Origin of the sequence: Actinocorallia sp. A-T 12471 (genome assembly GCF_033875155.1) — a bacterium.
Taxonomy (GTDB): Bacteria; Actinomycetota; Actinomycetes; order Streptosporangiales; family Streptosporangiaceae; genus Actinocorallia.
The window spans coordinates 351,503-372,246 of record NZ_JAWZTE010000001.1; the positions used below are offsets into that span (position 1 = coordinate 351,503).

19 protein-coding genes are annotated in these 20,744 nt (G+C 70.8%); 8 read left to right on the plus strand and 11 right to left on the minus strand.

Features of this window, described 5'->3' with window-relative positions; all coding sequences use genetic code 11:
* Positions 1-292: 292 nt before the first annotated feature.
* Complete coding sequence (locus R9X44_RS01690) at positions 293-1,357, plus strand: serine hydrolase domain-containing protein (protein WP_413774904.1); 1,065 nt, start codon at positions 293-295, stop codon at positions 1,355-1,357.
* A 77-nt stretch (positions 1,358-1,434) separates the two neighbouring features.
* Here the strand turns inward: R9X44_RS01690 and R9X44_RS01695 are convergent, their stop codons facing one another.
* From R9X44_RS01695 to R9X44_RS01705, 3 genes are all read right to left on the minus strand, one after another.
* The gene (locus R9X44_RS01695; protein ID WP_319812124.1) at positions 1,435-2,160 is read right to left on the minus strand and encodes a GNAT family N-acetyltransferase; all 726 of its coding nucleotides are present in this window, start codon (positions 2,158-2,160) and stop codon (positions 1,435-1,437) included.
* 318 nt (positions 2,161-2,478) lie between these two features.
* Positions 2,479-2,886, minus strand: coding sequence for a DUF6292 family protein (locus R9X44_RS01700; RefSeq protein WP_319812125.1), 408 nt, complete (start codon positions 2,884-2,886; stop codon positions 2,479-2,481).
* 144 nt (positions 2,887-3,030) lie between these two features.
* Positions 3,031-3,873: a GntR family transcriptional regulator gene (locus R9X44_RS01705; RefSeq protein WP_319812126.1), complete on the minus strand. Its 843-nt coding sequence runs from the start codon at positions 3,871-3,873 to the stop codon at positions 3,031-3,033.
* Positions 3,874-4,069: 196 nt separating this feature from the next.
* Between R9X44_RS01705 and R9X44_RS01710 the strand changes: the two genes are divergently transcribed.
* From R9X44_RS01710 to R9X44_RS01725, 4 genes are all read left to right on the plus strand, one after another.
* Entirely contained in the window at positions 4,070-4,231 is a 162-nt protein-coding gene (locus tag R9X44_RS01710) for a hypothetical protein (protein WP_319812127.1), read from the plus strand.
* A 70-nt stretch (positions 4,232-4,301) separates the two neighbouring features.
* A complete protein-coding gene (locus R9X44_RS01715) occupies positions 4,302-5,960 on the plus strand; it encodes a hypothetical protein (protein ID WP_319812128.1) in 1,659 nt (552 codons plus the stop codon).
* Positions 5,961-5,971: 11 nt separating this feature from the next.
* Positions 5,972-6,310 carry a DUF5955 family protein gene (locus tag R9X44_RS01720; protein ID WP_319812129.1) on the plus strand — a complete coding sequence of 113 codons (339 nt, stop codon included), beginning with the start codon at positions 5,972-5,974 and terminating at the stop codon, positions 6,308-6,310.
* 75 nt (positions 6,311-6,385) lie between these two features.
* Positions 6,386-7,567 (plus strand): zinc-dependent alcohol dehydrogenase, encoded by a 1,182-nt coding sequence (locus R9X44_RS01725; RefSeq protein WP_319812130.1) that lies wholly within the window; start codon positions 6,386-6,388, stop codon positions 7,565-7,567.
* Between the two features lie 629 nt (positions 7,568-8,196).
* On the opposite strand, the gene R9X44_RS01730 is transcribed toward R9X44_RS01725, so the two are convergent.
* The 3 genes from R9X44_RS01730 to R9X44_RS01740 form a co-directional block, all read right to left on the minus strand.
* Positions 8,197-9,348, minus strand: coding sequence for an MFS transporter (locus R9X44_RS01730; protein ID WP_319812131.1), 1,152 nt, complete (start codon positions 9,346-9,348; stop codon positions 8,197-8,199).
* 188 nt (positions 9,349-9,536) lie between these two features.
* Complete coding sequence (locus R9X44_RS01735) at positions 9,537-9,914, minus strand: hypothetical protein (protein WP_319812132.1); 378 nt, start codon at positions 9,912-9,914, stop codon at positions 9,537-9,539.
* Between the two features lie 183 nt (positions 9,915-10,097).
* On the minus strand, positions 10,098-10,697 hold the full coding sequence (locus R9X44_RS01740; protein ID WP_319812133.1) for a hypothetical protein: 600 nt from the start codon (positions 10,695-10,697) through the stop codon (positions 10,098-10,100).
* A gap of 249 nt (positions 10,698-10,946) precedes the next feature.
* Here R9X44_RS01740 and R9X44_RS01745 point away from each other — a divergent pair, with 249 nt between their 5' ends.
* Entirely contained in the window at positions 10,947-12,242 is a 1,296-nt protein-coding gene (locus R9X44_RS01745; protein WP_319812134.1) for an AMP-binding protein, read from the plus strand.
* A 60-nt stretch (positions 12,243-12,302) separates the two neighbouring features.
* Here the strand turns inward: R9X44_RS01745 and R9X44_RS01750 are convergent, their stop codons facing one another.
* Positions 12,303-13,268 (minus strand): alpha/beta hydrolase, encoded by a 966-nt coding sequence (locus tag R9X44_RS01750; RefSeq protein WP_319812135.1) that lies wholly within the window; start codon positions 13,266-13,268, stop codon positions 12,303-12,305.
* Between the two features lie 205 nt (positions 13,269-13,473).
* Here R9X44_RS01750 and R9X44_RS01755 point away from each other — a divergent pair, with 205 nt between their 5' ends.
* Positions 13,474-14,382 carry a UbiA family prenyltransferase gene (locus R9X44_RS01755; RefSeq protein ID WP_319812136.1) on the plus strand — a complete coding sequence of 303 codons (909 nt, stop codon included), beginning with the start codon at positions 13,474-13,476 and terminating at the stop codon, positions 14,380-14,382.
* Between the two features lie 13 nt (positions 14,383-14,395).
* Here R9X44_RS01755 and R9X44_RS01760 read toward each other — a convergent pair whose 3' ends face one another.
* The 3 genes from R9X44_RS01760 to R9X44_RS01770 form a co-directional block, all read right to left on the minus strand.
* Positions 14,396-15,415: an alpha/beta hydrolase family protein gene (locus tag R9X44_RS01760; protein ID WP_319812137.1), complete on the minus strand. Its 1,020-nt coding sequence runs from the start codon at positions 15,413-15,415 to the stop codon at positions 14,396-14,398.
* A gap of 141 nt (positions 15,416-15,556) precedes the next feature.
* Complete coding sequence (locus R9X44_RS01765) at positions 15,557-16,633, minus strand: FUSC family protein (protein ID WP_319812138.1); 1,077 nt, start codon at positions 16,631-16,633, stop codon at positions 15,557-15,559.
* An 83-nt stretch (positions 16,634-16,716) separates the two neighbouring features.
* Entirely contained in the window at positions 16,717-18,285 is a 1,569-nt protein-coding gene (locus R9X44_RS01770) for a dolichyl-phosphate-mannose--protein mannosyltransferase (protein WP_319812139.1), read from the minus strand.
* A gap of 105 nt (positions 18,286-18,390) precedes the next feature.
* On the opposite strand from R9X44_RS01770, the gene rsmI reads away from it, so the two are divergent.
* On the plus strand, positions 18,391-19,224 hold the full coding sequence (rsmI, locus tag R9X44_RS01775) for a 16S rRNA (cytidine(1402)-2'-O)-methyltransferase (protein ID WP_319812140.1): 834 nt from the start codon (positions 18,391-18,393) through the stop codon (positions 19,222-19,224).
* Here rsmI and R9X44_RS01780 read toward each other — a convergent pair.
* On the minus strand, positions 19,197-20,633 hold the full coding sequence (locus R9X44_RS01780) for a hypothetical protein (RefSeq protein WP_319812141.1): 1,437 nt from the start codon (positions 20,631-20,633) through the stop codon (positions 19,197-19,199). The two genes, rsmI and R9X44_RS01780, sit on opposite strands and share 28 nt — an antisense overlap.
* Positions 20,634-20,744: the final 111 nt, after the last annotated feature.

The window sequence follows — 20,744 nt, forward strand, 5'->3', positions numbered from 1 at the left end:
GGGTGGGGTGGTGGGGGTGTACAGAAAAGGGGGGTTTGTTTGGGGGATTGGATGAGGAAGGGGTGGGGTGGGGGGTGCTTGGGTCTGGGGCATGAAGCGGAGAATTCTGGCAGGGGTCGTGGGGCTTGGGCTTGTGGGCGGGATGGGGGCGCCGGTTCTGGCGGATCCTGATCCTTTGCAGCAGGCGATTGATGTGGTTTCGGATGTTGAGTTGACGCCCGGTGATGCCGTCGCGCATCACGTGGGGGTGGTGGCCGGGGCGTGGCGGGCGGGAGGGGGTGAGGTGAGGGTTATGTCGGGGGATGGGGATGCGACTGTGGGGGACAGGTATACGCCTGTGCGGGATCCGGGGGATCACTTCCGGATCGGGAGTGTGAGCAAGATGTTGGTGGCGGCTGTGGTGTTGCAGTTGGCGGAGGAGGGGGTGATCAGTCCGTCGAGGCCCGCGGGGGTGGGGCAGCTTGACGCGCCGCTCAGTGAGACGGCGTTGCCGGACGGGATTCTGGAGAATCTCAAGAATTGGCTAGGGGTGCCCGCGGGTTATGACGAGGATCTGATCACCGTCGGGCAGCTGCTCCAGCACCGGAGCGGGGTGATGAACTGGGTGAACGACGTGTGGGTGCAGACGACGCGGATCGGGGGGCCCGCGGCGCTCACGTCGGGGAACCGGTACGGGACATGGACGATGGCGGACTTCCTCAAGGCGATCGAGGACGATCCGGCGGTCCCCCCGGGCGGCACGGTGTCGTACTCCAACACGAACTACCTGCTGCTCGGCCTGCTCATCGACAACACGGTCGGGCCCTACCAGCAGGAGATACAGGACCGGATTCTCACGCCGCTGGGAATGACCGAGACCTCGATCCCGACGGCCGCGCCGGTGACGAACACGCTGCCCGCACCGCACTCGAAGCACTTCGCGAACCTGTTCATCGGGAGCTCGACGGCGTCGACGTTCGGCATCCACGAGTACACGGACCTGAACCCGACGGTGATGGGCGCGGCGGGCGACGTCGTGTCGACCACGTCCGATCTGAACCGGTTCCTGACGGGCCTGCTTTCCGGCCAGCTGCTCGCCCCGGCGACGTTGGCGAAGATGAAGACGACGTCGCCGATTCCGACCCCGCCCGGAACTCCGGCACAGGGTGACATGGGCTTCGGCGTCCAGCGCCTGACCGTGGACTGCCCGAGCGGTCCCGACGTGCCGGTCTGGGGCCACCCGGGCGGCTGGCACGGTTCCCTGACCTGGGCCTACGCCTCCGAAGACGGCTCACACTCACTCGCCTACAACTTCAACATGGACTTCGCCGAGCAACTCACGAACCGCGACACGATCCTCAAGGCCGAGTTCTGCTGAGCGCCCGTTGCGGAGCAGACGCCGGCCCCGCGCCCACAACGACAAGTGGTCCGCGTGCGATGCGGCGTCTGAAGTGTTCAGTGGGTCAGGGTTGGGGGGGTGGTGTTGTTGGGGGCCGGGGGGGTGGGGAGGGACCAGGGGGAGGGGCGGTGGCGGAGTGGGCTGCGGAAGCGGAGGGCGGGGTGGGGGAGGGAGGTGCGGATGGTGGGGGTGAGGGTGAAGGCGGCCGAGGACGGCCAGTCCGCTGAGGCCGCCGCGATCCGGCGTTCCAGGAGGACGCTAGACGGGCGTACCCGCTTGTCGAGCCGGGGACGCGGCTGCCGCGTCACGGGGTCGGGGTCTACGAAGGTGAAGCCGATGCGGGTGTAGTAGGCGTGCAGGGCGGCGTTGTCGTTCCAGACGTCGATGCGGACGCACTCCGCGCCGTACTCGAGGCGGGCCCACTCGGTGGTCCAGTCGAGGAGGCGGACGCCGAGGGCGGAGCCGGCCTCGGAGCGGTCGACGGCGAGGCGGTGCAGGTAGAGGGCGGGGCGCAGGAGTTCGTGCGGCCGCCACAGTGACGGGTCGCCCCGGCTGGTCATCGACACGGTGCCGACGAGTTCGCCGCCCCGCTCGACGAGGAGGGTCCGGCCGTGGACGAGTCCGGCGCGGATGCGCGCGGCCCGCGCGGCGGCGTCCGGCCAGGGACGGGCCCATTGGTCGGTGCCTTTGGTGCGCAGCCAGCGGCCGGTGCGGTCGATGAGCCCGGTGATGGCCGCGACGTCGTGTTCGGTGGCCAGGCGGAGGGTCTTTGCGCTGCTCATGTCTCCGGGGGGACGGGCCCGTGCCCGGTCTCCGGCGTCTGCCGAACCTGCCGAAGGGGCGGGGCGAGGCGGATGGGGCGGAATGTCCGGTCACCGGGGAACTGTGACCCTGGGGAGCAGTGACGGCCCGCGCTGGAGGGAGGGGGCGCGTGCCCTGGCCGGACGCCTTCGGCCGCCGGGGACGATCACCGTTGTACGGGCTTGTCCTATTTTACCTCGCGATCACCGGGATGCCTGGGGTGCGCGGGGCGGAAAGCGGTCCGCGGCCCCTCCCGGCTCGACGGAACGGGGCCGCGGACGCGGTCGCGCGCATGCGGTTCAGTTGTTGAAGCCGGCCAGCTGGTAGAAGAGGCCGTCGTTGCCGTTGCCGATCTCGCGTGGCGCGAAGGGCGCCTCGGTCCTGCCGGTGGCGACGAGTTCGGCGAGGTGGTCGGGGTCGAGCAGGACCCCGCCGCCGAGGGCGACGCCGTCGGTGTACTCGGTGCGCAGGCCCTGCTCGCCGGAGACGTAGGTGCCGCGGGTCCAGCCGGTGTCCTCCGACCAGACGAGGGCGGTGCCGTCCGACAGGACGATGGTCGCGTCGACCGGGTTGAACGGGTCGAGCCAGGCCCGGTCGAGGGCGATGCCGCGCCGGTCGAGCGCGGTGACGCTGTGTGCGATGTACCCCCGGGTCGCGTGCACTTGCGGGTGCGGGTGGCGCAGCTCGGCGGCGATGCTGTTGTGCATGGAAATCCCTTCTCAAAGGTGCGTCGGATTATGGCAGAGCAGCGCCGCGCGGCTCAGGAGAATCGCGTGTCCGGGTCGGAGTCTTGTCCGGTTCGAGATGCTCGCAAGAAGTGGGTCAGTGGGCCGCGGCGCGGGGCCGTCCGATCATTCCTGGGGACGTTGGACGGGCTCCGGCCGCTTTTCGTCCGGCACGAAGGGATTCTGTAGCCGAGCGGGGGGAACATTTCCCACGTTATTGACGAGTACATGACTGTCGGCGCGATAGGTCGTCACCGTGACGCGGATCGGGACCGCGTTCTGCGTGTACCCCACCCGGTAGGTCTCCAGCACCCCGACCCTGCCGTCTTTGGGCAGTCCGAACAGGGCGATCTCGTCCCGGTCAGCGGCCCGCATGATGACGGTGTCCTGGTATCCGACCTCGTCGTATCCGACGGTGTCGCGCAGATACTGAATGACGCCGTCGGCCATGTCGACCGGCAGGCTGATCTCGTGCGCACCGGCCTCGATGAGCGAATAGGGATAATAGGAGATGCGCACGGCCCGGGTCTTGTTGTGCACCTGGAGTTCCTGCCGCCGGGCGATGATGAAACTTTCCGCCGCGATTCCGAGTGCGCTGGCGATTTTCGGCTCGGCCTGCAGCATCTGCACTTCGAGCCGGGAAAGTTGCACATCCTCCTCGGGGGAGAACTGGGCGTCGAGAATCTGGATGTAGGGGGCCTCTTCGCCGCCCGCGCGTCCGGTGGTCGGGTCCTTGGAAAGTGTCGTCACGCTGAGTGACATCTGTTGGGCGACGGTGGTGCTGCGGCCCTGGCTCGTCTCGACGAGGCCGCGGTTCAGCAGGGTGCGCAGCGCGTTCCTTACGGTGTTGCGCGAGACGTTGTACTCCTCGGACAGCTCGCTCTCGCTTTTGAGCTCGTCGCCCGGGCGCAGCGCCCCCGATCTGATCTGGTGCTCGAGGTCTCCTGCGATCTCCTCGTACTTCGCCATAGCTCTCCTGATGACCGGGAGGAATCCGAGTGAATCCGAGTGAACCAGAGTGGGCCGTGGGGGGCGATTTTCCAGCTCATTCCCAGGGAAACGCGTTTTGATGCCCCTTGGCGCGGTAATACCACTTATAGGTACAAGTCATAGTAGAGGGATCGGCCATCTTGGCGGGGCGATTCCGTCAAGGAAGGGGCAGCACATGATGATCATCGGAGGAGTGGTACTCGGCGTCGTCATCGTCACCGCACTGGTCACCGGGGTGCTCGTCGCGCCGCGCTCGCGGACCGCCGACCTGCGCAAGCCGCACCCGGGCCTGCGCACCCGCGTCGAGCGCGCCCTGTTCGCCCCCTACGTCAAGTAGGGCCCCACGATCCCCGCCGAGAAACGACAGGGGCTTTTTCGGCCGGGCGATAAGTGGCGACGTGTTGGTAATGCGCAACACCACCCGCTATCTGTGCGCGGCGGCCTATCTCGACGACGGTTTCCGTGACCGCGTCATCGCCGAGTACGTCGAGGACGAGCACAGGGCGGTCGCCCCCGGCGGCGGCTATGACCTGAGCGCGGTGGTCCGCCACTGCCTGCACGCCCGCAGGCTCGTCCTGTACCGCGACCTCGTCCTCATGGCGCTCATCGTGCTCGCGCTCGTCATCGCGCCGGCCGGGGCGCGGCCGGCGCTCGGGGTGCTGCTGTGGACGGGCGGTCTGCTGTGGGCGCGCGGGTGGACGTCGGCGGCGCGCGTCCTCACCTTCCTCTTCGTGCTCTGGCTGCTCTACATCATGCTGTCCGCGCTCGCCGCGCTGGTCTTCGGCTCGTTCACCATGTCGGCCGGGTGGGGGGTGCGCCTCGCGCTGGGGGTCGGGTTCCAGTTCTTCGGCTTCCTCGTCGTCGTCGTCGAGTGCGGGCACGTCGTGCTGGTCTACCGGCTGATGCGGCACACGCTGCACCCGCTGAGCGCGGTGCCGGCGCCGGCGTCGCCGAACCCGCGGCTCGACGGCGCGCTCGCGCGGCTGTCGGCGGCGCAGCGCGGGAACGTCAGCCTGTACAGCAGCCACCCGTTCCTCGGGTCGGGGACGCTCCGCAAGGAGTGGGCGATCGTGCTCGAACTCGACCGCAAGGCGCCCGACGCGCCGGACGGCGCGCCGAAGGTCGACGCCGCGCGGCTGCACGCGCGCGTGTGGCAGCGGATCGGCGAGATGAAGCACCCCGACGCCGACGATCCCGCCTCGCTCGCGCCGCACGAGAGCGTCGTCGGGCTGGAAGGCCCGCAGATGCACGTCGTGGCGAACGGGCGGCTCGCCCAGTACACGCGTCCGCTCGGGATCGACGGCCAGGTCGTCAGCGGGCATCCGCTCGTGGACTCCGCGGGGCTGCCCTACTCGCGCGCCACGCACGAGGCGGTCGAGGCGATCCTGACGCACCCGCAGGGCGCGTTGCGCTGTTACCAGCGGATCTCGGTCGACTCCCGGGGCCAGCTCGTGTGCGCGCGGGACGGCGCGGTGGTGAGCCCGCCGGAGGACCAGGACGTCGCCACGACCGCGTTCCTGCACGTCGCGGTCGAGGGCAGGATGCTGTACGCCCAGTTCGTCGCGACGGCGCACACCCCGGTCGCGCGCGAGTTCAAGATCGTCGACGCGCTCCCGTCGGTGGCCGACCGGTCGCTGGCCTGGCTCGCGCTGCGCACCCGCTGGCAGGAGATCCCGAAGACCGCCGCGCTGTGCTGGTCGCGGGCGTTCCGGACGCTGCTGCACATGGGCGTCGCCGCGCTGCGCGCCGACATGGCGCGGCCGCAGCACCTGACGACGTACGACTACGGCTACCGGATCTGCCCCCGGGAGCTCGCGGGTTCGGCGGGCTACGACACGTACATCCAGCTGCTGGACACCGACAAGTACATCCGGCTGATCGAGCGGCGGGTGAACGAGGCGATCCTCGACTACCTCTCGGACGAGTGCGGCATCGATGTGTCGGCCTACCGCGAGCAGATGACGGCGATCACCAACAACAGCGTCCGGATCACGGGGAGCACCATCACCGGGAGCCAGATCAACACCGGCGCGGGGGCCGTGCAGAACCAGACGAAGGTTTCTTGAGGGGAGATCCCATGCGTGATGACCACAGTGTGCATATTTCCGGTAGTTCGCTTTCCGGCGGGCAGATCAACACCGGCGACCACGTCACGATGAACCAGGCGGCGCAGGGCGCGTCGGCGGAGCTCGCGGGTGCGTTCGACCGGGTGGTCGAGCTGCTCGAGCGGTATGCGGCCGAGGTGCCGGAGGCGGCGCGGGCCCGTCGCGATCTGGGGGAGGTGCGCGAGGAGGCCGAGTCCGCCGACCCCGATGTGCCGCGTAGGGACGGCGCGTTGGCCAGGCTGACGCACCGGGTGGCGGCGGTGTCTCCGCTGCTCGCGGCGGTCGAGACGGTGCGCAACCTCCTGCCCTGACGCCCTCGGTAACGAAGGAATTGCATTGTGTGACCGATCTCGATTGGGGTATGGGGTGGTTCGGGGTGATTTCACGTGAAGGCTGTGACCTGGCAGGGGCGGCGTGACGTCAGGGTGGCGGAGGTCTCCGACCCGACGATCAAGGAACCGAACGACGTGGTCATCAAGGTGACCTCGACCGCGATCTGCGGCTCCGACCTGCATCTGTACGAGCTGTTCGGACCCTTCCTGGACGAGGGCGACATCCTCGGCCACGAGGCGATGGGGATCGTGGAGGAGGTCGGCGCGGACATCCGGCATCTGAAACCCGGCGACCGGGTGGTGATCCCGTTCAACATCTCCTGCGGCGCGTGCTTCATGTGCGACCGCGAGCTGTTCGCCCAGTGCGAGACGACCCAGGTGCGCGAGTACGGCTCGGGCGCGGCGCTGTTCGGCTACACCAAGCTGTACGGGCAGGTCCCCGGCGGGCAGGCGGAGTACCTGCGGGTGCCGCAGGCCCAGTTCGGCCCGGTCAAGGTGCCGCACGGCGGCCCGGACGAGCGGTTCCTGTACCTGTCCGACGTGCTGCCGACGGCCTGGCAGGCCGTCGAGTTCGCCGAGATCCCCGAGGGCGGCAGCGTCGCGATCCTCGGGCTCGGGCCGATCGGGCAGATGTGCGCGCGGATCGCCAAGCACCGGGGGTTCCGGCCGATCGGGATCGACCTGGTCGAGGACCGGCTTGAGGCGGCACGGCGGCACGGCGTCGAGGTCGTCGACGGCGCGGGCGACGTGCTCGAGGCGGTCCGCGACATGACCGACGGGCGCGGCCCCGACTCCGTCATCGACGCGGTCGGCATGGAGGCGCACGGCTCGTTCATCGGCTCGATGGCCCAGACCGTCACCGCGCACATGCCGGACAAACTGGCCGCCGCCGTCATGACGCGGGCGGGCCTGGACAGCCTCGCCGCCCTCCACCAGGCGGTCGACCTGGTCCAGCGCGGCGGCACGATCTCGGTCTCCGGTGTCTACGGCGGCATGGCCGACCCGATGCCCATGCTGCGCATGTTCGACAAGGCGGTCACCCTGCGCATGGGCCAGGCCAACGTCAAACGCTGGATCCCCGACCTGCTCCCACTCTGCCTTGACGACTCCGACCCGCTCGGCGTCCTGGACCTGGAAACCCACAGATTCCCACTGTCCCAGGCCCCCCTCGCCTACGACATCTTCCAAAAAAAGGACGACGGCGCAATCAAAATAGTCCTAGACCCTTCCACCTAACCCAAACCCACCAACCCAACCCCGCAGTCCCTCCGGGACTGCGGGGTTCTCCTCCACGCAACCACACCCAACGCACCCAGTCCCCACCGGGCCCTTCCCCGCGCCCCCGCCGGGCCCTTCCCCGGGCCCCCGCCGGGCCCTTCCCCGGGCCCCCGCTGGGCCCTTCCCCGGGCCCCCGCTGGGCCCTTCCCCGGGCCCCCGCTGGGCCCTTCCCCGGGCCCCCGCCGGGCCCTTCCCCGGGCCCCCGCTGGGCCCGTTCCTCGGGTCCCGTCGGGCCCTTCCGCGCAGGCCCTCTGGGCCTCTTCCCCGCAGTCCCGAAGGGACTGCGGGTGGTTGTGTCGGGTGGGGCGGGCGATGCCGCCGCAGAAGCCCCTTCCCCGCGGTCCCGCTGGGCCCCTTCCTCGGAGTCCCGTCGGGCTCGTTCCTCGCGGTCCCGTTCGGCCCCGTTCCTCGGGGTCCTGTCGGGCTCGTTCCTCGCGGTCCCGTTGGGCCCCCTTCCTTGGGGTCCTGTGGGGCTCGTTCCTCGGGGTCCCGTTGGGCCCCGTTCCTCGGGTCCCGTTGGGCTCGTTCCTTGGGGTGCCGGTGGGGCTCTAACCCCCGCAGTCCCTTCGGGACTGCGGGGGTTGGGGTTAGGGGGTTGGGGTTGTTAGGACTGTGGCGGCGGTTAGGGCGCAGAGGCCGGCCAGGGCGTAGGTGAAGCCGTAGGAGGTTGCGGTGATGAGGGCGCCGGCGATGCCGGGGGTGAGGGCTGCGATGAGGTTTTGGCCGGTGTTCTGGATGCCCATGACGCGGCCTGCCCAGGAGGGGCCGGCTAGTTCGGAGACCGCGGTGAAGGCCAGGCCGTTGCCGCTCATGGAGACGGCGGTGGCCAGGATGACCAGGGGGGCGCCCAGGGGGGTGGTGACGGCGGCGGCCAGGAGGAGCATCAGCGCGCCGTTGGCGACGGCGAGTTGGCGCATGGGGCCCAGGCGGCTGCCCGCCAGGTCTGACCAGCGGCCGCAGGCGAGGCGGCCGGCCGCGCCCATGATCTGGGCGGCCGCCACCAGGTATCCGGCGGTCGCCGGGTTCCAGTCGCGGGCCGCGATCAGGTAGGTCAGCGCGAACGCCGCGGTGGCGAACTGCGGGACGACCAGCAGCATGCTCGCGGCGTGCACCCGCCACAGCGCCCACGTCCGGTAGGGCGACCTGTCCCTAACCCCCGCGACGGGCTCGGGACGCGGCGGGTCGACCACCAGCAGCCCGACCACAAGCCCGACGCCCAGGCACAGCGCCGCCATCGCCAGCAGCGCCGCCCTGACCCCGGGGAAGACCGAGACCAGCACCCCGGCGAACGCCACGCCGAGCGGCAGCGCGGTCTGCCGCAGGCCCATCGCGACGCCGCGCTGTTCCTTGGGGAACCAGCCGAGCACCACGCGTCCGCTCGACGCGTTCACCGACGCCCCCGCCGCGCCCGCCGCCACCGCCAGGGCCCCCAGGACGACGGTGTCGTCGGCGAAGGCCGCGGCCAGCAGCAGGGTCCCGGTCAGGGCGAGCCCGGACGTCATGGCGAGCCGTTCGCCGAACCTGTCGGCGATCCACCCCCACAGGACGAGCGTGAACAGCATCCCGAGGCTCGGCGCGCCGACGAGGAGGCCGGCCTGGGCCAGGGAGAGGTCGAACTCGTCCTGGAAGGCGGGCAGCAGGAAGGGGAGGCCGTAGATGAAGACGCAGGCCGAGCCGTTGGCGGCCATGCCCAGGCTGAGCATGGCCCACCTGTGGGGACGCCGAGTGGGAGTGCGCATGACCGGCACGATAGCGCGTGTCTCATAAAACAAGACAGATCATCTTGAATAGTGAGATTAATCAAGGAGTCCGCTCGTCGGGACGCGGGTCCCCATAACGGCCACGGGCCCACGGCGCGAAGCCGTGGGCCCGTGGGCGTCTTCGGGTCAGAGGCGGTGCCCGGCCAGGGCCGGGTCACCCGCTCCGACTAGCGGCGCCACTTGCAGGTGTAGTACCACTTGTAGCCGTGGCGGTTGCGGTCGCGGTCGCGCCGGTCCCAGCGGTCGTTGTCGTCCCAGCGGTCACGGCGGTCGTCGTCGTTCCACCAGTTGTGGTGGTTGCGCCGCGGCTTCCACTCGCCCCAGCAGTGCTTGTAGCCGCCCCGGTTGTGGTGCTTCCAGTGGTGCCGCTTGGGTCGCCAGCCGGTGTACCCGGTGGCGACGGTCGCGGCCTCGGTGATGCTGGTGACACTGCTGACCGGCGCCGCCACCGGGGCCGCCGAGGCGACGCCCGTCAGGGTGGACAGGCCGACCGCCGCGGCACCCGCGGTGACCGCGAAGCTCTGCACGATACGGTTGATCTTCATCTTCCGTTCCCCCTCTGTCGCGTGTGTTTGGATCACGCGACCCGTCACTCAAAGTCGGTATTCCTGTGCGATCGGTGACCAAAACCCGATCAGGGGGATTTGACTGATCTTGGGGAAAACGAAGGGCCGGGTCCGTCGGAGACGGAACCCGGCCCGGGGCCTAGGGAACAGGCGCGTTGGGGATCAGAGGGTGCCCTTTTCGTAGAACTGCACCTTGACCCGCTTCTTCGCCTTCTTGTGCTTGGACTTGTGCGCCTTGTAGTAGTGCCTGTGGTGGTGCTTGCGGCAGGGCTTCTTGCTCTTGCCGTGGTAGTGCCAGACCTCGTCGTTGGCGAACGGGCTGGGCAGCCCGGGGAACTTCTTCCACCAGTTCTTGTGGTGGTCGCGGTCCCGGTCCCAGTCGCGGTCCCGGTCCCGGTCCCAGTCGTCCCGGTCCCAGTCGTCCCGGTCGCGGTCGCCCTCGCGGCTCAGGTCGAGGGCATTGCCGCCGGGGCAGTCCTCGGCGCGCAGGATTGTGCGGTTCGTCTCGAGCCCGTCGATGTAGTCGCGTTCCCCGCTGTCCAGCGGCTGCTGCCTGTGCAGCAGGTGGCTCGCGTACTCGACGGAGTCGTTGGCGACCCGGTAGAAGGTGTACGGCCGTGCAGGGTCGTCGCTGCGGTGGCAGATGCCGACCAGATCACCAGGGGCCTTGGCCGCCTGGACCGCACCCGGAGTCGCCGTCAGCGTGAGGGCCACCACACCGGTGGTCACCCCCAGGCCGCGCCACCATCGGCTCAGCTGCATATCTGCTTCCTCCCCCCGGCCGCAAGCTCATGATCTTGCGGCATTTCCTGGAACTCTAAGCAGCGGCCTGGGCGTGTTGACGGCGTGACACGCAGCGGCTCTATATCGAATGAAGCCTGAGAAGGCAAGAGATTCTTTCGGTTTGAGACCGGGTTTTTTGGGCCGCTGGGGGCGCACGGCCTTTCCGCGGGCTGTTGACCATGAGGGTCGGCTCTATTAGGTTAGCCTTACCTAAATAGAGGGGTCCGTGTGCTGAGCGAGCGTGTGCTGACCGAACCGGCCGCCGAGCCGTCGTGCGCCGGTGCGTCGGCGACGGACGGGCAGCTGCGGACGCGGCACGCGCTGAACGCGAGGCCCGCGTGCCCCGAACGCACACTCCACGACGTGTTCTTCGCGCACGCCCTGCGCGTCCCCTACGCGGCGGCGGTGCGCTGGGGCGACGCGGGAATCCTCAACTACGGCGAACTCGCCGTGCGCGCGCTTGCGCTCGCCGCCTCCCTCGCCGAACGCGGGGTGCGCGCGGGAGACCGCGTGTCGGTCGAACTGCCCAAGGGCCCCGACCAGGCCGTCGCGGTCCTCGGCGTCCTCGCCCTCGGCGCGGCGTACGTCCCGATCGGCGTACACCTGCCCGCGACGCGCCGACGAGCGCTGCGCGCCTCCCTCGGCGTCGTCTTCGCGGTCCAGCCCGGAACGCTGACCCCCGGAGGCCCCAGGAGGGGCGGTGCCGGGCTCTCAGAAACACAGCCGGACAGCCTGATGCGTCCGGTCCCGGTAACCCCCGGCGACGTGGCCTACGTGGCCTTCACCGCAGGACGCGGCGGCGCGCCGAAGCCCGTCGAGGTCGCGCACCGGGCCGCCGCGAACACGCTCGACGCCCTCGTGGAGCGCTACGCCCTCGACGACACCGACGTGACGTTCGGCGCGTCCCCCCTGGAATCCGATCTTTCGGTCTTCGACATGTTCGCCGCCTGGACCGTCGGCGGCTCGGTCGTGCTCCCCGAGGAGTCGGCCTCGGCGGCCGGGCACGCCGCGCTGGCCGAACGCTGGGCGGTGACCGTGCTGAACGGCGCGCCGCGCGTGCTCGACGGCCTGCTCGCGCAGCGCCGCCCCCTGCACCTGCTGCGGGTCGCGCTGCTCGCCAGGGCAGAGCCGTCCCGCCGCCTTCTCGCGACGGCCACCGCCCGCCTGCCGCACTGCCGTCTCGCACGGCTCGGCGGCGCGACCGAGACCGCCCTGTACGCGACGGTCAGCGAGCACCTCGGCGGCCCGGACGCCGTCCCGTACGGGGTGCCGTTGCGCGGCGCGGCGTGCCGGGTGGTCGACCGCTTCGACCGCGACGTCCCCGACGGCGTCGCGGGCGAGCTGTGGATCGGCGGCGCGTGCGTCGCCGAGGGCTACGCGGGCGATCCCGTCAGGACGGCGGCCGCCTTCACCGTCCGGGACGGCGTCCGCTGGCACCGCACAGGCGACCTCGCCCGCTACCGCCCCGGCGGCGCGCTGGAGTTCCTCGGCAGGGCCGACGCGGCGGCCCTGCGCACGGCCTGACGGCCCCACGATCACGGGGGAGGGTGTCCGACACGGAGGGACATCCTCCCCCGTTCTCCTCTATACGGACAGCAGCCGCCGCAGCCACGCGACCCGCGCCTCGCGGGCCTGCCGGGAGAGCACGGCCTTGGGGGCGACGAGGTCGAACCCGTGGAAGCCGCCGGGCCACACGTGCAGCTCGGCGCGGCCCCCGGCCTGCCAGATCCGCGACGCGTACGCGACGTCCTCGTCCCGGAACGTCTCGGCCGACCCCACGTCGATGAACGCCGGAGGCAGCCCGGAAAGGTCGGCAGCGCGGGCGGGCGCGGCATACGGCGAGACGTCGGGGCCGCCGCGCGCGTCGCCGAGCAGTGCGGTCCAGCCCGTCTCGTTCGAGGTGCGGTCCCAGACGCCGATCCCGTCCATCTGCGCGCCCGACACCGAGTCGTTGCGGTCGTCAAGCATCGGGCACATCAGCAGCTGCCCGAGGAGGGCCGGGCCGCCCCGGTCGCGGGCCAGCAGCGCGACGGCCGCGGCGAGCCCGCCGCCCGCGCTGGTCCCCGCGACGAGGACGCGCTCGGGGTCGACGCCAAGCTTCGCCGCGTTCTCGACGGCCCAGACCAGCCCCGCATAACAGTCCTCGACGGGCACGGGATGCGGGTTCTCCGGCGCGAGCCGGTAGTCGACGGAGACGACGACGAGGCCGAGGTCACGCCCCCACCGCAGCGGGTCGAGCACCCCGCCGCGCGCGTCCCCGGCGATCATGCCGCCGCCGTGGATGTAGTAGACGGCGGGCAGCGGCCCGCGCTCGGCGGCGTCGGCCGGCCTGCCGACGATCAGCGGGATCTCCCCGTGCGGCCCGGGGACGGTGATCTCCTCGACGGCCATCGTGCCGCGCAGCGTCAGGTCGAGGCCGGGCAGGGTCATCGTCCTGGCCGCGCGCAGGGTGGGGATGTCGGCGGGGGTGATCGTGGGGGAGACGACGGACGCGAGCTCTTCGAGCGCGGCACCGAGTTCGGGGTCGAAGGGGGGCGGTGTCTTCGTCATGGGGGTCATGCTCGCACGGCCCATCTCGGACCGATACCACGGAACGCTGCGTTCCTGATAACTCCGACACTTACCTCGGTGCGTAATCAGTCGGGCATTTTCCTTCGGTTCCGACAATCCCAGCGGCGGCGGACTGCCGTAGTCTCAACCAGCACTATCGGAGCAATTCCCCCCATTACTCCCGCTCATCGCGAGGTGACCGTTGGTGACCACCGCCGGCCCGTTCCTGGGCCGCACCCGGCAGTTGGTCCTGGACCTGTGGGAGATCTCCCGCCCCGGACTCTTCCTTGTCTCCCTCGTCCCCTACTACCTCGGCTACCTGCTGGCGGGGGAGAAGCTGATCGGGCCCGCGACGGGCCTCATCGGCCTCGTGGTGTGGGGGCCGCTGGTGTGGCTCGCGGTCCTGGCCATCAACGACGCCTACGACCTGCCCGGCGACCTGCTGAACCCGCGCAAGAACACCCCGCTCACCGCGGGACGGATCAGCGAGCGCGGCGCGAAGGTCGCCGCCTACTGCGCGGCCGCCCTCGCGCTCGCCCTGTCCTTCGCGGTGCGGCCGGAGATGGCGCTCGCGACGTTCGGGTTCCTCGCGTGCGGCTGGGTGTACAGCGTGCCGCCGCTGAAGTGGAAGAACCGCCCCGGCCTCGACGTGGTCTCCAACTGCATCCCGCTCGGCGTGTTCACCGTCCTGGGCGGCTGGGCGACGGTGAAGTCGTTCGAGGGCTTCCCGTGGATCGTCGCGGGCGTCGTCCTGCTCGTCGAGATCGCCCTGTACACGCCGACGATGATCCCGGACATCGACAGCGACCGGGCCAGCGGCTACACCACGATGGCCGTCAAGATCGGGGCGCGCAGGACCTACCTGCTCGGCTTCGTCTGCTGGACGGGGTTCTGGATCCTCACGACGGCCCTCGCCGCGGCGGGCGAGGTGTTCCCGTCGTGGATGGTGTGGTTCTGGGCGCCGTGCGCGCCGGTCTTCATCTGGCTGTACCACCACGGCCTCGCGCACGCCCGCGAGCCGAAGGACATCGGCAAGGGCATGCTGCGCGTCGGCAAGCTGTTCCTGATCCCCTGCGTGGTCTTCGTCCTCGGGTACGCAGGAATCGTCGGTTAGTGGGGGGTCCCGGCTAGCCCGGGACCTTCTTCGCGCCGATCGACTTCATCAGCTGCGGCCACAGGTCCTTGAGAATCCGTTTCCACGCGGGCCAGTTGTGGCGGCCGTCGCCGTACAGGTAGGCGGTGTGCGGGATCTTCAGCTCGCGCAGCCGCTTGCGGAACGCCTTGTTGGTGTCGCCGACGATCTTCTCGCCGCTCAGGCCCACGTCGAGCGGAGAGACCGGGGGGTCGCCGGGGCCGGGGCGTCCGGTGGTGCCGGAGGAGAAGTAGATCTTGGTGCCGCGCAGCCCGGGCGCGAGCTCGTACGGGTCGTTCCTCAGCCAGTTCTTGCGGTCGAGGACCGGGTCGCCGTACACGTCCCAGATGCTCTGGCCGTGCGAGCCGACGGCGAGCGCGGTCGAGACCGGGATGCCGGGGCCGGTCAGCCACAGCGGCGAGCTGAGCGCGGCGACGAACTTGTACATCTTCGGGTTCCGCGCCGCGTAACGCATCGCGCCCATGCCGCCCGCCGACACGCCGAGCGCCGACCTGCGGCCGTTCGTCCGGTAGTTGCGCTCGATCAGCTGGATGACGTCCTTCGTGTGGAACGTCTCCCAGCGCGGATTGCCCTTCTTGCCCCCGTTGAACCAGTTCGTATAGCTGCTCGACGCCGCCTCGGGCATGACGACGATCGCGTCATAGCCGGCCGACCACTGCTCGATCCTGGTCTGCCGCGACCACGACCGGTAGTCCTCGTCACCGCCCGAGTAGACGTAGAGCACGGGCCACTTGCGTGACGAGTTCTTGCGCCAGGACTTCGGCAGCAGCACCCGCACCTTGACGCGCCGGTCCAGATTCGGCGTGCTGACGGTCAGGTCGCGGCCGTACTTCCCGGCCTTGGCCACCTTGACGATCTTCGCGCCGCTGTCGGCGGGCCGCAGCGACGCGGGCGCGGCCACGGCCGGGACGGCCTCCGCGGACGAGCACAGCAGCGGCGCCGCGCACAGCACCGCGACCGCCGGGACGGCATGGGGGAGATGAGCCCTTCTCATGCCCCGCAGTGTGCTGCGTCCGAAACATCCGCGATACACAGTCCACTGAGTGAGACGCGGCCCCCATGCGCACCTGGCCGCACACCCGCACGTCAGGGCCCCGGCGATCGACGGCCGGAAAGTAACTGTTCAACAAATATTTCAGTACATGACGGGACGGAATCCGAGCTCCGCGGGCGCGAGGGAGTCGAGGATGCGGTCGAGGTGGACCAGGAGCTCGCCGTGCAGCGGCCAGTGGCCGGGGTCGTCGCGCAGCAGGCGGCCGAGGCGTTCGCGGTGCTGGCGTGCCTCCACGAGCAGCTCGTGGGTGGTCTGTCCGAGGCGGCGGCCCGACTCGGGGGAGGCGGCGGTGGCCGTCGCGGCGTACAGCGGGACGGCACGGGAAAGCGTGCGCAGGGTGAGGCCGAGCTCCTGGCGGACGTCGGTGGCCCACATGTCGGTGCCCAGGCCCCCCTCACCGTCGCGCAGGTAGAGGTAGGTGCGGTCGGCCATGCAGCGGGCGAGGCCGCGCGCCTTGATCGTCGCGGCCTCCAGCGTGCTCATCGCGGTGCGCAGGGCCGCCGACGGGCCGCCGATCCGGTAGGCGCGCGGGTTCAGCCGGGTGCTGTCGTCGGCCTCGCCGAGCCGCGCCCCGACCGTCCGCGCCTCCTCCGACAGCCGCGCGGCCTGCCCCTGCCAGCGTGTGGTGTGCGCGTGGTCGGGTTCCAGGTGCAGGTCGTCGGCGAGGTCCTCGAGGAACTGGCCCATGTCCATGGCGAGCTTGCGCAACGCGTCCTCGGCGGTCTTGACCTTCACCGGCGCGGTGAGCAGCGTGCTGATCAGCCCGACGCCCGCGCCGATCAGCGTCTCCACGACCCGGCCGAGCGCCGCGCTCTCGGTGCCGAGCTGGAGGATCAGCATCGCGCTGATCGGCACCTCGAGGATGTGGTCGCCGAGCTTGAACAGCCGCCCGACCAGCAGCGCGAGCGCGATCACCAGGCCGAGCGTCCACCAGTGGAACCCGAGCGGCCCGGCGATGACGACGGCGAGGATGACGCCCGTGGTGACGCTGGCGATCCGCTGGATCGAGCTGGTGAGCGTCTGGTAGAGCGTCACCTGGACGATCAGCAGCGCGGTCAGCGGCGCGAGCAGCGGCGGCGGGCCGCCGCGCAGCAGGTCCGCGACGAGGTAGGCCACCACGGCGGTGATCACCAGCCGGAAGGCCGTTGCGAGCGTCACCCTCTCTTGATAAGCGACACGGGGTCAACACCGGGTGCGGCCGCCGCAAACTCCGGCAAACTCCCCGCGCGCCGACGGGCGGGTCAGATCCAGCTGCCGAGCCACATCCGCAGGTGCCAGGCGTCGTACGGGATGTTCTGCGCGGTGAAGACCGGGTACATGAACCAGAAGTTCAGCAGGACGACCAGCAGGTACGCGCCCGCGACCACCGAACCGGCGATCCTGCGCGACCTGGGCGGCCCGTTCTCCGGCCCGATGATCAGCCCGAGCGTCATCACGATCGCCAGGATCAGGAACGGCAGGCCGGGCAGCGCGTAGAAGAAGAACATGGTCCGGTCGCCGAACGCCGACGGGAACCACGACAGCCAGCCCGCGCCGTACGCGAGCAGGATCGCCCCGGCCCGCCAGTCGCGCTGGGTCAGCCACAGCACGACCATGACGGCCAAGGCCGCGATGCCGATCCACCAGATCGCCGGGGTGCCGATGCCGAGGATCTCCCGGGAGCACTTCTCGGCCCCGCACCCTGGCATCTTGTCGTCGTAGAAGAAGGCGACGGGTTTGCGCAGGATCGGCCAGTCCCACGGCCACGACTGGTACGGGTGCGACGACGACAGGTTGTTGTGGAAGTTCAGGACCTCCTTGTGGTACCTGACCAGGTTCGGCAGGCCCTCGAACGGCCTGAGCCAGACGCTCGAGGCGACGTCGTCGCCCCGGCCCCACCCGCCCTTGGTCAGCAGCCAGCCCGACCACGTCGACACATACGCCACGACCGGCAGCACCATGAGCCCGGCGACCGTCGCGACGCCGTCGCGCAGGGCCGCGCCCGCGTACGGGAACTGGACGCCGGCCGCGCGGCGCGCGGTCATGTCCCAGATGAACACCAGCACGATGAACGCCACGAGGAACGGCGCGGCCGACCACTTGACGCCCGCGGCGAGCCCGAAGCAGAGCCCCGCCGCGTAACGCCAGGGGTGGCCGAGGAACGGGCCGGTGGAGAAGGACGCGTCGAAGTCGCGGTCTATCCGGTCGGCGAGGCGGCGGCGGGCGTGGTCGCGGTCGTTGACCAGGCAGGCGAACCCGGCGAGCACCCAGAACATGAGGAAGATGTCGAGCAGCGCGGTCCGGCTCGTCACCAGGTGCAGGCCGTCGAGGGCGAGCAGGAACCCCGCCGCGCAGCCGAGCAGGGTGTTGCCGGTCATCCGTCGCGCGACCCGGCACAGGATCAGCACCGACAGGGTGCCGATGAGCGCCGCGCTGAACCGCCAGCCGAACGGATCGGCCCCGAAGATCGCCTCGCCGACCGCGATCATCCACTTGCCGAGCGGCGGGTGCGCGATGAACGCGCCGCCGTCGGTGAGCATCGCGTGCGGGCTGCCCTCGAGGAACAGCTTGTCCGCGAGGTCCTCGGGCTCGCCGACGACCGAGTGCTCGTACCCGAACTGCCACAGCGACCAGGCGTCCTTGGCGTAGTACTTCTCGTCGAAGATGATCTCGTGCGGGACGCCGAGCCTGTTGAACCGGAGGAACCCCGCGAACGCCGTGACCAGCAGCGGGAGCAGCCACCCCCAGAGCCGGCTCCCGGGCAGCCCCGGCGCCAGCCGCTCGCGCAGCGTCGGCAGCTCGTCAACCGGCCGGGTCTGGGTGACAACCATTGCGCCATCGTAGGGCTCACCGCGTGCGGCGGGCATATGTTCCCCGGCCACTAGGATCGATGGCCCGGGGGGCCGCCCGGCGGGGGAAGCATCGGAGGACGGCACGTGACGGGCACGCTCATTCTCGCCGCAGCGCCCATCGGGCGGGCCGGCGACGCCTCACCGAGGTTCAGGGACGCGCTCGCCGCGGCCCCGATCGTCGCGGCCGAGGACACGAGGCGGCTGCGCAGGCTCGCCGCCGACCTCGACGTCACCGTCGCGGGCCGGATCGTCTCCTACTACGACCAGAACGAGCGGTCGCGCGCCGCCGAACTCCTCACCGACCTCCTCGACGGCTCCGACGTCCTCGTCGTCACCGACGCGGGGATGCCGGGCGTCTCCGACCCCGGCTACCGGCTCGTGGTCGAGGCGGTGGCCGCCGACGTCCCCGTGACGGTGCTGCCGGGCCCGTCGGCGGTCACGACCGCGCTCGTGCTGTCCGGTCTGCCGACCGACAGGTTCTGCTTCGAGGGGTTCCTCCCCCGCAAGCCGGGCGAGCGCGCGGCACGCCTCGCGGAGCTGGCGGACGAGCCGCGCACGATGGTGTTCTTCGAGGCTCCGCACCGGCTCGCCGCCGCCCTCGCCGCGCTGGCCGAGGCGTTCGGCGCGGACCGGCGCGCGGCGGTCTGCCGCGAGCTGACCAAGACCTACGAGGAGACCCGCAGAGGCGGCCTCGGCGAACTCGCCGGGTGGGCCGCCGACGGCGTCAAGGGCGAGATCACCGTCGTGGTCGCGGGCGCGCCGCCGCGCACGGTGCTCACCGACCCGGCCGAGCTCGCCGCGGCGGTCTTCGAGCGGGAGCGCGCGGGGGTGTCGCGCAGGGACGCGATCGGGGAGATCGCCAAGGAGAACGGCGTCCCCAAGAAGGTCGTCTACAACGCGGTGCTCGCGGCCAAGTGAGCGTCCCGCTCGATCGGCGCGGCTGAGCGCCTGCGGGCGAGCGCGTACCCGGCGGCGAGCGCGGCGACGGGCGTCGCGGTGACGACATAGCGGTGGTCGAAGTCGACGGTCAGCGGCGGAAACGCCAGCAGCAGCACCGCGACCGCCCACACCGGGCCCGGCGAACGCCGCCGCCGCACCGCGACGGCCAGGGGCACGAGGACGATGATCGCCAGCAGCGGCCCCCGGACGCTCACCGCCTTCTGGTAGCCCCGCGCGATCCCCGCCCACGGCTCCACGACCCGTGTCCCCTGCGCCGAACCCGGGTCATAGGCGGCGACGACGTCGCGCGGCGTCCCGCCCCCGAGCACGGGCCACGACGGGAACGCCTCGGCCTTCTCCGGAAAGTCGTACTTGCGAGCCGTGACGGGCGTCGGATGGTCGCCGTGATGCCACGCGAAGGTCCGGACGAACAGGTCATAAGAGATGGTCGTCACATAATCCCAGGGCTGGGCGGCGATCGTCTGGAGGGCGAACCGCTGCGCGTCGGCGTTGACCTCGGGGTCGAACGCCTCCCCGTAACGCCACCCGATCGGCGACTCGGGGGCCCACACCTGCGACGACGACGCCTTCCGCTCGCCCGGCTCACCCGCAGGGCACAGATACCTCAGCTCCGGCGAGATCCCCTCACACCTGGCGAAAGCGGCGGTGCGCCCCCACAGGAACACCCCGTCGGTCGCGGTCAGGGAGTACCTGCCGTTCTCGGCGTGGAACCAGACCGCGTACAGCCCGAGCGGCAACGCAGCGGTGACGGCCGCCGCCGCGACGACGCGCAGGCCGGGCCCGTCACGTCCGGTCCGCAGCCAGCGCACGGCGAGCCAGGCGAGCACGATCGCCAGGACGGGCAGCCCGATCGTCCGGGTCAGCGTCGCCGCCGCCAGCGCCAGCACGCCGACGACCGGCAGATACGGCCGCGCGTCCGGCCACAGCACGAGCACAAGCCCCGCGATGAGCAGGAACAGGAACAGCGTGTCGGAAAGGACGAGCGTCTCGAGCTCGATGACGTCGCCGTCGAGCAGCAGCGGCGCCGCCGCCGGCGCCGCGCCCCACCCGGGCAGCCCGCGCCGCACCAGCAGCGCGTACACCAGCGCGCCCGAGGCAAGCCCGAGCAGATGCTGGACGGCCACCGCCGCCGCGACCCCGCCGAACGGCTGCACGAGCCACAGGAACACCCCGTACCCCGCCGGACGGATCGGGTGCGCGAACGGGCCGAGCGCGAGCTGGACGTAGTCGAACGAGTCGTTGAACCACAGCCCCGGCCGGTACCCCGCCTGGGCGACCGCGCGGGCCAGCGCCCCGAGCGCGAACACCGCGAGGAACAGGCGATGACGCGGCACGCACCCCCTGACCAGCACAGACGCGTCGGCCACCGGCACCCCTCTGACAGCGGGCCTGAACACCCGTATTGTTGGCTACTTCTGTTCGCGCATTCGGTCACGGGGGCGACCGGCGCGCCGGACGTCGCGGTTCGGTCAAAGTCC